Source organism: Streptomyces sp. C36, assembly GCF_040932295.1.
In the GTDB taxonomy this organism is placed as follows: domain Bacteria; phylum Actinomycetota; class Actinomycetes; order Streptomycetales; family Streptomycetaceae; genus Streptomyces; species Streptomyces triculaminicus.
Map to the genome: position 1 here is coordinate 137,715 of NZ_JBFQGI010000012.1, position 12,041 is coordinate 149,755.

General features: G+C 70.8%; 14 protein-coding genes and 1 tRNA gene. 12 read left to right on the forward strand and 3 right to left on the reverse strand.

Translation table 11 applies throughout. The annotated features are described in order from the left end of the window. The first annotated feature begins 2 nt into the window (after positions 1-2). The 7 genes from AB4K12_RS29635 (at position 3) to AB4K12_RS29665 (ending at position 5,230) form a co-directional block, all read left to right on the forward strand. On the forward strand, positions 3-491 hold the full coding sequence (locus AB4K12_RS29635) for a type II toxin-antitoxin system RatA family toxin (protein ID WP_190061956.1): 489 nt from the start codon (positions 3-5) through the stop codon (positions 489-491). A 26-nt stretch (positions 492-517) separates the two neighbouring features. After that, the gene (locus tag AB4K12_RS29640; RefSeq protein ID WP_368437738.1) at positions 518-1,075 is read left to right on the forward strand and encodes a hypothetical protein; all 558 of its coding nucleotides are present in this window, start codon (positions 518-520) and stop codon (positions 1,073-1,075) included. Next, positions 1,072-1,632, forward strand: a complete 561-nt coding sequence (locus AB4K12_RS29645; protein WP_362254935.1) for a flavin reductase family protein — start codon at positions 1,072-1,074, stop codon at positions 1,630-1,632. The genes AB4K12_RS29640 and AB4K12_RS29645 overlap by 4 nt, the downstream gene beginning before the upstream one ends. A 37-nt stretch (positions 1,633-1,669) precedes the next feature. Beyond that, positions 1,670-2,656 carry a VlmB-like protein gene (locus tag AB4K12_RS29650; protein ID WP_368437740.1) on the forward strand — a complete coding sequence of 329 codons (987 nt, stop codon included), beginning with the start codon at positions 1,670-1,672 and terminating at the stop codon, positions 2,654-2,656. Next, positions 2,653-3,675, forward strand: a complete 1,023-nt coding sequence (locus tag AB4K12_RS29655; RefSeq protein WP_368437742.1) for a beta-ketoacyl-ACP synthase III — start codon at positions 2,653-2,655, stop codon at positions 3,673-3,675. Before AB4K12_RS29650 ends, AB4K12_RS29655 begins: the two co-directional genes overlap by 4 nt. Before the next feature lie 104 nt (positions 3,676-3,779). Further along, positions 3,780-4,010, forward strand: a complete 231-nt coding sequence (locus tag AB4K12_RS29660) for an acyl carrier protein (protein ID WP_086573586.1) — start codon at positions 3,780-3,782, stop codon at positions 4,008-4,010. Beyond that, positions 4,010-5,230, forward strand: a complete 1,221-nt coding sequence (locus AB4K12_RS29665; protein ID WP_362254943.1) for a beta-ketoacyl-[acyl-carrier-protein] synthase family protein — start codon at positions 4,010-4,012, stop codon at positions 5,228-5,230. The genes AB4K12_RS29660 and AB4K12_RS29665 overlap by 1 nt, the downstream gene beginning before the upstream one ends. Positions 5,231-5,496: 266 nt before the next feature. Here the strand turns inward: AB4K12_RS29665 and AB4K12_RS29670 are convergent, their stop codons facing one another. The 3 genes from AB4K12_RS29670 to AB4K12_RS29680 all read right to left on the reverse strand — a co-directional run bounded on the left by AB4K12_RS29670 (position 5,497) and on the right by AB4K12_RS29680 (position 7,427). Beyond that, positions 5,497-6,297 carry an AfsR/SARP family transcriptional regulator gene (locus tag AB4K12_RS29670; protein ID WP_086569096.1) on the reverse strand — a complete coding sequence of 267 codons (801 nt, stop codon included), beginning with the start codon at positions 6,295-6,297 and terminating at the stop codon, positions 5,497-5,499. A 293-nt stretch (positions 6,298-6,590) separates the two neighbouring features. Next, the gene (locus AB4K12_RS29675) at positions 6,591-7,073 is read right to left on the reverse strand and encodes a hypothetical protein (RefSeq protein ID WP_368437745.1); all 483 of its coding nucleotides are present in this window, start codon (positions 7,071-7,073) and stop codon (positions 6,591-6,593) included. A 264-nt stretch (positions 7,074-7,337) separates the two neighbouring features. Further along, positions 7,338-7,427 (reverse strand) — tRNA-Cys (locus tag AB4K12_RS29680). A gap of 174 nt (positions 7,428-7,601) precedes the next feature. Here AB4K12_RS29680 and AB4K12_RS29685 point away from each other — a divergent pair. From AB4K12_RS29685 to AB4K12_RS29705, 5 genes are all read left to right on the forward strand, one after another. Beyond that, a complete protein-coding gene (locus AB4K12_RS29685; RefSeq protein WP_368437747.1) occupies positions 7,602-8,600 on the forward strand; it encodes a bifunctional lysylphosphatidylglycerol flippase/synthetase MprF in 999 nt (332 codons plus the stop codon). A 40-nt stretch (positions 8,601-8,640) separates the two neighbouring features. After that, entirely contained in the window at positions 8,641-8,802 is a 162-nt protein-coding gene (locus AB4K12_RS29690; RefSeq protein WP_179198860.1) for a hypothetical protein, read from the forward strand. A gap of 226 nt (positions 8,803-9,028) precedes the next feature. Then, entirely contained in the window at positions 9,029-10,153 is a 1,125-nt protein-coding gene (locus AB4K12_RS29695) for a fatty acid desaturase (RefSeq protein WP_368437751.1), read from the forward strand. 68 nt (positions 10,154-10,221) lie between these two features. Further along, positions 10,222-11,637 (forward strand): MFS transporter, encoded by a 1,416-nt coding sequence (locus AB4K12_RS29700; RefSeq protein WP_368437753.1) that lies wholly within the window; start codon positions 10,222-10,224, stop codon positions 11,635-11,637. A gap of 53 nt (positions 11,638-11,690) precedes the next feature. Then, positions 11,691-12,041, forward strand: a 351-nt coding sequence (locus AB4K12_RS29705) for an SDR family oxidoreductase (RefSeq protein ID WP_368437754.1), incomplete at its 3' end; no start/stop codon positions are given.

Genomic DNA, 12,041 nt, shown 5'->3' on the forward strand with positions numbered 1-12,041 from the left:
TCATGCGACACGTGGAACTCGAGGCCCGGGTGCCCTCCCAGCGGGCCGAGGCGGTCTTCGACGAGATCATGAAGTGGGAGCGGTTCCCCGAGCTGGCCCCGCACGTGCGGGCCACCACGGTGCACGCCACCCTCCCCGAGAAGGACTGCAGTTCCAGCTGGGAACTGCACTTCCGCAGCGGGCTGCTGAGCTGGACCGAGGAGGACCACTTCCTGCGGGACGAGCTGGAGATCCGCTTCGAGCAGAGCGACGGCGACTTCGACAGCTTCACCGGCGTCTGGGACCTGTCGCAGGACGGCGACGACGTCACGCTGCACTTCACGGCCGACTTCGACTTCGGCATCCCCAGCCTCGAGGGCATCCTCGACCCCATCGCGGAGCGGGTCATCAAGGAGACCGTCGCCTGGTCGGTTGCCGGGCTGTTCCCGGGCACCGAATTCACCGGGGCGGACGACATGGACATCGCCCGACCCGGCGACGTCGCGGCCTGACCACCCTTCTTCGCCGAGGAGCCGTCGTGGACCAGGCAAATCCCTTTGAAACACCGAAGACCTATCAACTGCACCGCGCGGAATACCTCGTCGGTTTCGTCGTGGCGACCGGCCTTCTCATCGCGCACTACGACGAGATCCGCTGGCTTCCCGCGATCGGGTTGTTCCTCTACATCGATCTGATCGGCTACATCCCGGGGGCCATCGCCTTCAAACGCAGCGGCGGCCGGCCCATCGCCAAGACGTATTACGTGCTCTACAACGTGATGCACAGCCTCATCACCCAGGCCGCGGTCGCGGCGCTGTGGTGCTGGCTGATCGGACCGGAATGGGCGCTGATGGTACTGCCCTTCCATCTCTTCGGCGACCGTGCGCTGTTCGGGAACTTCATGAAGTCCTTCGCGCTGCCCTTCGAGCCCGTGCGCCAGAGCGGCTATCTGCGGCTGCTGGACGACCTGGGCCTGCCGCACCCCAAGCCGGTCGGTCACGCGGCCGATCCGGTGCCGGTCGGGCACATCCCGGGCACGAAGGCGTCCGCCGCCGGGGCGGCCACGGCCCGTCCCCGGCAGGAGGCGGCCCGGTGACCGTCACCGCCGCGGCCCGCTCCCAGTCCGGCCCCCGGGCCGGCGGGGCGGGTCCGCGGGCCCGCGGCCGCGACCGCCGGGCGCTGACCCACCTGGCGTCGCCGGTGTCGGTGCTCACTGTCAGCCACCGCGGACGGCCGCACGGCACGACGGTCAGCACCGTCACGGCGGTGTCCCGGGAGCCCCTCCTGCTGGGCGCCTGCCTGCGGGCCGGCTCGTCCTTCGCCGAACTGGCGGCCGCCGAGGGCCGCTTCACCGTCAACGTGCTGGACGCCTCGCAGGAGCGGATCGCCCGCTGGTTCGCCGACAGCGCCCGGCCCGACGGCGACCCGCAGTTCGCGGGCCTGACCCAGGGCACCGACCCCTACACGGGTGCGCCGCTGCTCCACGGCGTGCTGGCGCACTACACCTGCCGGGTCTTCGGCACCCCTCGCGTCGGCGACCACGACGTGCTGCTCGGCCAGGTGACCCACACCGCCGTCCACGACGGCGACCCCCTGCTCAGTTACGCCGGCGGACTGTTCGCCGGCCCGCTCCGCCCGGCCTCCGCGGCCTGACGCGGCGAACCCCACCGGAAAGGAAAGGGAGTGCACGATGACTGATTCCGTGGCACCGGAGGCGGACTGGGACAAGGCTCCCGGCCTGCTCGACGGCGCGAAGGAGCTCACGCTCGGCCCCGAGGAGTGCGACCTCGCGTACTGGATCACCGAGGTGGCCCAGGGCACGCTCAGGGAGCGCGGGGTGACCGGGCACCACGAGAACGCGATCGTCCCGGAGTTCCTCAAGGAGCCCGGCCCGCTGCGCGAGGCGCTCATCCTGGAGTTCGGCTTCCGCGGGCTCTCCGAGGAGATCGCCACCCGGCTGCTGGGCCACTACGTGCCCATCGCCCCGGGCATCCCCGAGATGGAGTTCTACGCGACCCAGATGCTCGACGAGGCGCGGCACGCCCGCGTCTTCCGCAACCACCTGGTCGAGCTCGGCATGCCCGCCAAGTCCCTGCTGCGGGACATCGAAGAGATGGCGGCCGACTACCGGCAGCGGGTCCTTCAGCCGGTGGAGGACTTCACCCTGGAGATCGTCCGGGACCAGGGCGACTTCCTCGGCGGCGTGGCGGTCTTCGCCATCGTCATCGAGGGCGTGCTGGCGCCGGCGGCGGAGCTCAGCGAGCGCAAGTGGACCCCGCTGTCCCCGGCCACGGGGGAGATCTCCCGCGGCACGGCCATCGACGAGATCCGGCACCTGACGGTGGCCAGCACCATCCTGCGCGACCACCTGGTCAAGCGCCCCGAGTACCGTCCGCGGCTGCTGGAGATCCTGCGGGCCGGCGTCGAGCTCTGGGACGCGGTCCCGGACCGGGAGTTCGTCATCCACCGCGAGGAGCTCTTCCAGAAGGGCATGCTCGACCACGCCGACAAGATCGGCGACTACGAACTGTGGCCCGGCGTGCGCATGCTGGACACCACCCCGGAGCAGCGCTACGACATGGCCGAGCAGTGGACCGACGAGATGGCCGAGGCCCGCATGGCCTACATGGGGCTGCCCGTGGAGGCCCTGGCCTCCCCCGCCGGGGACGCGCGATGAACTCGCCCTCCGGCCCGTCCACCGGGCGCGTCGCGGTCGTCTGCGGAGTCGGCGGGTACGTACCGCCCGGCATCGTCACCAACGAGGACCTGACGGCCCGGCTGGACACCTCGGACGAGTGGATCCGCACCCGTACGGGCATCGCCGCCCGGCACGTCATCGACCCGGGCACGGCCACCTCGGACCTGGCCGTGGAGGCCGGACGGCGGGCGCTGAAGTCCGCCGGCGAGTCCCAGGCCGACGCGGTGGTGCTGGCCACCACCACCCCGGACCAGCCGTGCCCCGCCACCGCACCCCATGTGGCGGCCCAGCTGGGACTGACCGGAGCGGCCGCGTTCGACGTCTCGGCCGTGTGCAGCGGCTTCCTCTACGGGCTGGCCGCGGCCTCGGGCCTGATCGCCTCCGGCACCGCCGAGCGGGTGCTGCTCATCGCGGCGGACGCGTTCACCACCATCATCGACCCCGATGAACGCACCACCGCGGTGATCTTCGCGGACGGCGCGGGGGCCGTGGTGCTGCGGGCCGGGACGGCCGACGAGCCCGGCGCGGTCGGCCGGATCGTCCTGGGCAGCGACGGCGAGCACCACGACCTCATCGAGGTGCCCGCGGGCGGCTCCCGGCAGCGGTCCAGCGGAATCCCGCCCGAGCCGGGCGAGGAGTTCTTCCGGATGCGGGGCCGGGACACCTACCGGATGGCGGTCGAGCGCATGACCACCGTCTCCCAGCAGGCGGTCGAGAGCGCCGGCTGGCAGATGGAGGACGTGGACCGCCTCGCGGCCCACCAGGCCAACGCGCGCATCCTCACGGCGGTCGGCGACCGGCTGGGCATCCCGGACGAGCGGCGGCTGTCCAACATCGAGCGGGTCGGCAACACCGGCGCCGCCTCCATCCCCCTGCTGCTGGCCCAGGCCGCGGAGGAGGGACGGCTGACGGCCGGCCACCGGGTGCTGCTCACCGCCTTCGGCGGCGGGCTGGCCTGGGGCTCGACGGCCCTGGTGTGGCCCGACGTGGCCGCCTGACCGGGCCCCGCCGGCCCCGTCACCGCTTCACCGCACCACTTCTTCACCGCACCACCGCTTCACCCCTCACCCTTCATTTCCGGAAAGGAAACACCATGTCCACGATGCTCGAGCAGCTGAAGGAAATACTCGTCAGCAAGCTGAAGGTCACCCCCGAGCAGGTCGTCCCCGAGGCCACCCACGAGGAGCTCGAGCTCGACTCGCTGGCCGTGGTCGAGCTCTCGCTCGTGCTGGAGCAGGAGCTGGGCCTCACCATCAGCGACGACGAGCTGCTGGAAGCCCCCACCATCGGCGACATGGTCGCCCTGATGGACGAGCGGAGTGCCAAGGTCTGATGGCCGGGATCGATGTCGCTGTCACCGGACTCGGCCTCGTCACCCCTGGCGGCATAGGGGTCGGGCCGAGCTGGGCGGCGGTGTGCGGCGGGCGTTCGCCCGCCGCCGTCGACCCCGCCCTCGAGGAGAACACCGTACGGATCTCGTGCCGGGTTCCCGACTTCCGGCCCGATGACCTGCTCGGTGCGCGCCGCGCGTACCGCCTGGACCGGTTCGTGCAGTTCGCACTGGTGGCCGCCCGGGAGGCCATCGACGACGCCGGGCTCGACCCGAAGACCTGGGACGGTGCCCGGGTCGGGGTCGTGCTCGGCTGCGCCGACGGCGGCCCCGGCACGGTGGAGGAGCAGCACCACGTGCTGCGGCACAGCGGGGCCACCCGGGTGTCGCCGCTCCTCCTGCCCATGCAGCTGCCCAACATGCTGGCCGGTCAGACGGCCATGGAGTTCGGGGCCACCGGCCCCAACCTGGTGGTCGCCACGGCCTGTGCCTCGGGCGCCACCGCCATCGGCACGGCCCGGGACCTGCTGGCGCTCGACCGCTGCGACGTCGTTCTGGCGGGCGGCAGCGAGGCGATGATCACCCCGTTGGTGATGGCCGGCTTCGCGCAGATGGGGGCCCTCTCCAAGCGCGAGGACGACCCGGCCCTCGCCTCCCGTCCCTTCGACGCCGACCGCGACGGCTTCGTCGCGGGCGAGGGGGCGGGGGTCCTCGTCCTGGAGCGGGTCGCGGACGCCCGGGCCCGTGGGGCCCGGGTGCGCGGCCGGATCGTCGGGTACGGCGCGTCCGCGGACGCCCATCACATGACGAGCCCGCACCCGGAGGGTACGGGTGTCGAGGACGCCTTGCGCTCGGCCCTGGCCGACGCGGGCGCCGGGACGGGCGACGTCGGGCACGTCAACGCCCATGGCACCTCCACGCCTCTGAACGACCTCGCCGAGGCGCGGGTGCTCAAGCGGGTGCTCACTTCGGACCCGCTGGTGACGTCCACGAAGGGGGTGACGGGGCATCTGCTGGGCGCGGCCGGTGCGGTGGAGGCCGCGTTCTCCGTCCTCGCCATGGAGCAGAGTCTGGTGCCGCCCACCGCCAACCTGGGCACGCTCGACTCCCGGATGGAGATCAAGGTCGCCGACTCCCCGACGGTTCTGCGCACGGATCTCACGCTGAGCAACTCCTGTGGATTCGGAGGGCAGAACGTCGTCCTGGCCATCGCGGCGGCCTGACGCCCGTAACAGAGCACACCCCACGCCGCCCGCTCCCCCGGCCTCCGCCGAGGGAGCGGGCGGCTCGGCGTATGCGCGCCCGCCGTCATGCCCGCCGGCCCGGCCCGCGGGCGCTACGGCGGGTGTACGGGCGCTACGGCGGGCGTACGGGCGCGGACACGCACGATGCGGGGGCGCCTCCTGGGAGGCGCCCCCGCATGGGTGTTCGCGCTGTCTGGGACGGTGTGCCGCCGGAACCTGTGCACCGCACGCACGGCGGCGGCCCGTCAGACCGCCTCGAGCAGGGCGGACCGGGCGTCGCCGGTGGTGCTCAGCGCCGGGTGGTGCGAGAGGATGGCGTGCTCCACGCGGCGCAGCGCCGGGGAGGGCTCGACGCCCAGCTCCTCGGAGAGGCGGTGCCACATGCGGCGGTAGGTGTCGAGGGCGTCGGCCTGGCGTCCGGAGCGGTAGAGGGCGATCATCAGCTGCTCGCAGAAGTATTCGCGCAGGGGGTTCCCGGCGTGCACCTCGCGCAGTTCGGCGAGGATGGCGGCGTGGTGGCCGGCCTTGAGCTCGGCGTCGAAGAACAGCTCCAGGGCGCGCATGCGGTATTCCTCGTAGCGCGCGGCGGCCGTCTGGCAGACCGGTCCGCCCGTGTGGCCGCCGAAGACCGGTCCGCGCCACATCGCGAGCGCCGTGCGCGTGAGCGCCGCCGCCTCGTCCCGGCCCGTTCCGCTGGCCGCCTCGGCGCGTCTGACCAGGGAGATGAACTCGGCCGCGTCGAGCTCTCCGGCCTCGAGGGAGAGCCGGTAGCCGGAGGGGTGGATGCTCAGGCGCGAGGCCGGCCGTTCGCTCTCGAGGCCCTTCAGGCGCCTGCGCAGCCTGCTGACGTGCGCCTGGAGGGCGTTGGCCTCGTTCTCCGGGACCGACTCCCCCCACATCTCGTTGATCAGGGTGTCCCCCGCGATGGCCTGTCCCTCGCTGACGAGTAACGCCTGCACCAGCGTGCGTTGCAGACCTCCTGGGATCTCCGCCGGACCACTGGGGGTGCGGATCTCCAACGCTCCGAGTATCGAGAAGCTCAGCACGACTGTCTCCCTTGCCGCTCTGTGCAGTGGATGAGGATGTGGCGCTCGTTCCGGACGGTTCGCCCTTGGACGGGCCGTGGCTCCTGGCTCGTCGGCCGGGCCCGAGCGGATGCGTTCGCCGCTCGAACGGCGGGCGTGCATGGCTGTTCGACGCGCACGACGCGATCGGCCCTTCCTCTCCTGGCAGGACCCTTGAAGAAATATTACTTCACGACGGTATTTTTTCCCATCCCACCGCGCCGACGTGTCGAACACACCGCCGATGCCAGGGTCCGTGGTGAAGAAGTCGCAGGTCAGACGCGGTTGGTGACGAACTGTCGCAGAGCGCGGACATGCCCGGGAAGGTGGTCATGGGTGCGGACGGTGATCACATCCACCCACTTGAGCTCGCCGGCGAAGACCTCACGGCCCCCGCGGTCGACCAGCCGGACCGCCACGTCGGACAGCGCCATGTCCCAGGGCATCCGGCCGACCAGCTCCAGGAGCCGGGCGGCGCCGTGCCGGAGGGTCGCGACCCGCTCGGCATGCGTCGAGGAGGCGATCGCCGCGGCGATCGCCTCCCGGGACATACAGCCGTCGTTGTCGACCCGCGCCTTCTCACCGGCCATCAGGGCACGGGCGGCGCGGGCGAGCATGCGGTCGGTGAGCGCGATGTGCGTGAGGAGCCAGTCGGTCGCCGTGCGGTCGGCCTCCCCGATCACCCTCCCCCTCGCGGTGAAGGCCTCGACGGCGGCCAGCAGTTCCTCATAGGCGCGGGCGAGATCTTTGGTATCCACGGGGACACTCCGGTGCGACGGGAACAGGCGGACGTCATCTGGCGGGACCGCCGCGGCGCGACGGCCACAAAAAGGTCTCGGTGGGCCGTATCTCCGCAATACGGCCCACCGAGACGTTACGCCCGACACCGGCCCGGGGGAAAGCCTGGCGAAGGGCAGATGCAAGGGGTTTCCGGGCGGCACCGTCTCCCGACCGAAAAACCCCGGCACGACGAATTCCTTTCACACACCCCCTGCGGAAATATCTTTGATTCGAATATCCGGCGGAGAGGGCAGGATTCGAACCTGCGTGGGCCGTAGACCCGGCTGGAGCTGCAGCTCTGACCCCCGATAAACCACTCCGGGCACCTCTCCTCGCTCCCGGCCCCGGCCTCCCGGCGCCGTTCACAAGAACTACATTGACATCCCGCTCTGATATCCGGCTGACGCACTGCTGACATGCATTCAATCCGTCATAATCCCTTCCGATTCACGCCCGGAACGTGCTCTACTCTCCCCATCGCAATTCTTCGAGAAGGGGACATCGACGTGTCCGCAATTGTCGACGCGGACAGCCCGATTCTGCGGGCCGTCCGTACGCACACCCAGGCGGAGAACGCCAGCTCGTTCCTGGCACTGAACACCGGCAACAGCGTATTCACGGTCCCGGACCTCGACGGCGTGATCGTCTACCGCCGGACGGGCCGGTACGCGGTCCAACTCGGCGGGCCTTTCGCCGCACCGGACGCGTACGACACCCTGCTCGACCGCTTCCACGAGCACGTCCGGGAACAGGGCCTGCGGCCGGTCGGCGTGCAGCTGCAACGCCACGACGCCGAGCGCTACGCCGCCCGCGGATTCACCGTGAACCAGATGGGCGCGTCCTGGGCCGTGCGCCTCCCCGAATTCAGCCTGCGCGGCAGCCGCTTCATGCAGCTGCGCAACAAGATCTCGCGGGCGTTCCGCAACGGCCTGCAGGTCGAGGAGGTGCCCGCCGAGAACTGCCGCGAGGCCCTCGCCGCCATCGACGACGCCTGGCTGGGCTCCAAGGGGGAGCAGGCCCGCCCCCTGGAGTTCCTGGTCGGGCAGGTGGGCGGCGACGCCCAGCGGCACCGGCGGCTGTTCGTGGGAACGATCGACGACGCCCCGGTCGCCTACATCTCCTACTCCCCCGTCTTCGGCACCCGGGCCGGCTGGATGCACGACCTCAGCCGGCGCGTTCCCAGCGGCTCCCCCGGGCTGATGGAGGCCATCAACTCCTTCGCCATCGAGCGGTTCCGCGAGGAGGGGGTGGAGTGGCTGCACTTCGGCTTCACGCCCTTCACCGGCCTCGACGTGAGCAACGAACTCCCCGGTCACAGCCCCTCGTTCCAGTGGCTGATGCACTTCCTGTGGGAGCACGGCGAGGGGCTCTACCCGGCACAGACCCAGCTGGCCTACAAGCACAAGTGGGCCCCCGACGCGACCCTCCCCGAGTACGTCGCGTTCGACGGCGGGGCATCCCTCGCGGCCTTCGCCCACATCTTCCGCGCCTGCAACGCGTTCTGACCCACCGACCCGGCTCCGACCGGCCCGCAAGGAGGCAGTCATGATCCAGGAGAGCAGCACCGACGTCCTGAGGCAGTCGATGGTCGACTACCTGATGCGCATCATCGGGCTTCCCGACGACGAGGCGCTCGCCCAAGAGGCGGACGACGTCGTACGCACCCTGGACGCCCGGCTCGAGGCCGAGCGGCACGCCGTGGCCTGACCGGATCCGTCGCAGCGGAAAGCCGGCGCGGAAGGCCGTCACAAAAAGCCGCCGCGAGCACGGTCTCGCGGAAATGCACCGCAACCCATCCGTCGCGTCGCTGGTCAGCCGATCATCAGCGCCGTATCAGCACAGCGCGGAAAGCTTCGCCGCAACTGTCCTGCCCGGAAATGGTTGCGGCCCCGCCGTTCCAGACCGGGCGCCTCGTCCAAGGGGAGCACACCCAATGCAATCTCCGCATGTCGATCAAACGAAACCCGGGAACGTCACGTCGCTCGACGGGCGCCGTGACACCCCGGCCGCGGCCCAGGCGCCGCGCACCGGGGCCTCGGCCACATTCTCCGAGCTGCTGAAGAGGGTGAAGGCCGAAGGCCTGCTGAATCTCGATCCGCGTTATTACGCCTGGCGGCTGACGCTGAACACCACTTTGATCCTGGCCGGCCTCGGCGCCTTCTTCTTGATAGGCGACTCCTGGTGGCAGCTGCCGGTGGCGGTGTGGATGGGCCTGTGCGGCGGCCAGAGCGCCTTCATGTGGCACGACGCCGGCCACAAGGCCATGTTCCGCAACAAGAAGGCCGCGTCGGCGGTGGGCTACTTCCACGCCAACTTTGTCAACGGCGTCAGCTACGGCTGGTGGGTCAACCACCACAACCGCCACCACAGCAACCCCAACCACCTGGACTTCGACCCCGACATCGGCCGGCGCACCGCCATCTTCGACATCAAGCAGTACGCCACCCGCAAGGGCACCCAGCGGTTCGTGGTGCGCTACCAGAGCGTCCTCTTCTTCGTGCTGCTGGTCCTCGAATCCTTCAAGATGCACAAGACCGCGGTGAAGTCGATCGCGCAGGGGCAGACGAAGAACCCGGTCCTGGAGTCCGTCCTGCTCGCGCTCCGGGTCGCCATCTACCTGACGGCCGTCTTCACCCTGCTCTCGCCGGTGCTGGGCGTGGTGTTCATCCTGGTCCAGCAGGCCGCGCTCGGCGTCTACTTCGGCCTGATCTTCGCCCCCAACCACAAGGGCATGGCGGTCCGCGACGGCGAGGAGGAGACGCTGGACTGGCTGGAGCGCCAGGTGCTCACCTCGCGCAACATCCGCCCCTCCTGGTTCATCGACTTCCTCTACGGCGGCCTCAACTACCAGGTGGAGCACCACCTGTTCCCGGCCATGCCGCAGAAGAACCTGGCCCGGGCCCGCGAGCTCACCCGCGAGTACTGCGCCGAGCGCGGCGTCCCGTACCACGAGGTGGGGTTCTGGGCCTCCTACCGCGAGGTCGCCTCGTACCTCCACGAGGTCAGCGCGCCCATACGCCGGGGTGAAGTGGACCGCGACGGCCGTCTGGTGGCCTGATGCCGGGCGGCCGGCCACGGGGCCGGCCGCCTTTCCTCCCCGCCCCCGCCCAGGAGTCAACGTCCCCCATGTCCGAGATCACCATCACCAAGACCGGAACCCGGCCGGCCGCCGCCGCGTCGGTCGGCGAGCGGCTCGACCGCATGCCGATCACACCGGTCCATCGCAGGCTCACCGCCGTCGTCGGCGTCGGCCTGCTCTTCGACACCTTCGAGAACAACCTCTCGGGGACCGTCTCCAAGGTCCTCCAGAACGACTTCGCCTTCGGGGCCACGACGCTCAAACTGGTCCTGGCCTCGGCCTTCATCGGGCAGTTCATCGGCTCGCTCGTGCTGGGCCGGGTCGCGGACCGGTACGGCCGCCGCCGGGCGTTCCTGATCAACCTCGCCCTCTACTCGGGCTTCTCCCTGCTGGGGGCGTTCTCGCCGAACGCCACCTGGCTGATCGTCACCCGGTTCCTGGCGGGCATCGGCATCGGCGCCGAGCAGTCGCTGTCGGACATCTACCTGGCGGACGTCCTGCCCGCGTCCAAGCGCGGCAGATACACCGCCTGGGCCTACACGATCGCCTTCTGCGGTGTACCCGCCGTGGGCTTCGCGGCGTTGTGGCTGGTCCCCCTGTCACCGCTGGGGATCGACGGCTGGCGCTGGCTGTTCATCGCCGGGTCGCTCGGCTCCGCGGTGGTGTGGATCCTGCGCCGCCGGCTGATCGAGTCCCCGCGCTGGCTCGCCGCGGTGGGCCGGCACGAGGAGGCCGAGCGTCTGGTCGCCGCCATGGAGGCCGAGATCCCCGCCGCCGCCCGCACCACCACCGCCACCGCGCCGGCCCCCGCGCCGACGGCCGAGGGGCCCGTCGCCGACGGCCCGGCCCCGGAGAAGCCACGGCTGAGCTCGGTGTTCCGGGCGCCCTTCCGCCGCCGCACGATCATGCTCTGGCTCGTCTGCGTCCTGTCGGTCGTCGGCTACTACGGCTTCGGCTCGCTCGCCCCGCAGATCCTGGCCGCCAAGGGATACGGCATCGTGGCCGGACTGGGCTACACGGCGCTGTCGTTCCTGGGCTACCCCATCGGCTCCGCCCTCTCCCTTCCGGTCATCGACCGCGTGGAACGCAAGGTGCTGGTCGCGCTCTCCGCCGGCGCGATGGTGCTGACCGGCCTCGGCTTCGCCTACGCCGGATCGCCGCCGCTGCTGGTCCTGTCCGGGTTCGGATACACGCTCGCCAGCAACGTCTTCGCCAACGTCTCCCACGTCTACCTGGCCGAGCAGTACCCCACCGCGATCCGCGCCGCCGCCTCCGGCCTCGCGTACTCGCTGTCCAAACTCAGCGCCGCCGCCCTGCCGTTCGTCCTGCTGCCGGTGCTGGATTCCTACGGGGCCGGGCCGCTCTTCGGCGTGATCGCCGCGGCCATGTCACTGCTGGCCGTGACCGTGCTGGTCCTCGGCGAGCGCACCACGGGCGAGTCCGTGGACCGCCCCTCGTCCTGACACCCCCCCCGCCCGCCACCCCGCATCCGCACGAGAACAGGGAACCGATCGCCATGAGCAGCACACTCGCCGGGAAGCGCGTCCTCGTCACCGGCGTCCTCACCGAGTCCTCGATCGCCTTCCAGGCCGCGAAGATCGCCCAGAACGAGGGCGCCGAGGTCATCCTGACCGGCTTCGGCCGGCTCGCGCTCGTCGAGCGCATCGCCCAGCGCCTGCCCAAGCCCGCGCCGGTCATCGAGCTGGACGTCACCGACCAGGAGCACCTCGACGGCCTGGCCGACAAGGTCCGCGAGCACCTGGGCGAGGGCATCGCTCTCGACGGCGTCGTGCACTCCATCGCCTTCGGCCCGCAAGGCGTCTTCAACTTCCTGGACGCCTCCTGGGAGGACGTCTCCACGGCGGTG

Excerpts from the sequence above, each read along its gene's own strand:
- AB4K12_RS29635 (WP_190061956.1), top strand. The coding sequence starts at position 3 with ATGCGACACGTGGAACTCGAGGCCCGGGTGCCCTCCCAGCGGGCCGAG.
- AB4K12_RS29650 (WP_368437740.1), top strand. The coding sequence starts at position 1,670 with ATGACTGATTCCGTGGCACCGGAGGCGGACTGGGACAAGGCTCCCGGC.
- AB4K12_RS29655 (WP_368437742.1), top strand. The coding sequence starts at position 2,653 with ATGAACTCGCCCTCCGGCCCGTCCACCGGGCGCGTCGCGGTCGTCTGC.
- AB4K12_RS29660 (WP_086573586.1), top strand. The coding sequence starts at position 3,780 with ATGCTCGAGCAGCTGAAGGAAATACTCGTCAGCAAGCTGAAGGTCACC.
- AB4K12_RS29665 (WP_362254943.1), top strand. The coding sequence starts at position 4,010 with ATGGCCGGGATCGATGTCGCTGTCACCGGACTCGGCCTCGTCACCCCT.
- AB4K12_RS29690 (WP_179198860.1), top strand. The coding sequence starts at position 8,641 with ATGATCCAGGAGAGCAGCACCGACGTCCTGAGGCAGTCGATGGTCGAC.
- AB4K12_RS29695 (WP_368437751.1), top strand. The coding sequence starts at position 9,029 with ATGCAATCTCCGCATGTCGATCAAACGAAACCCGGGAACGTCACGTCG.
- AB4K12_RS29700 (WP_368437753.1), top strand. The coding sequence starts at position 10,222 with ATGTCCGAGATCACCATCACCAAGACCGGAACCCGGCCGGCCGCCGCC.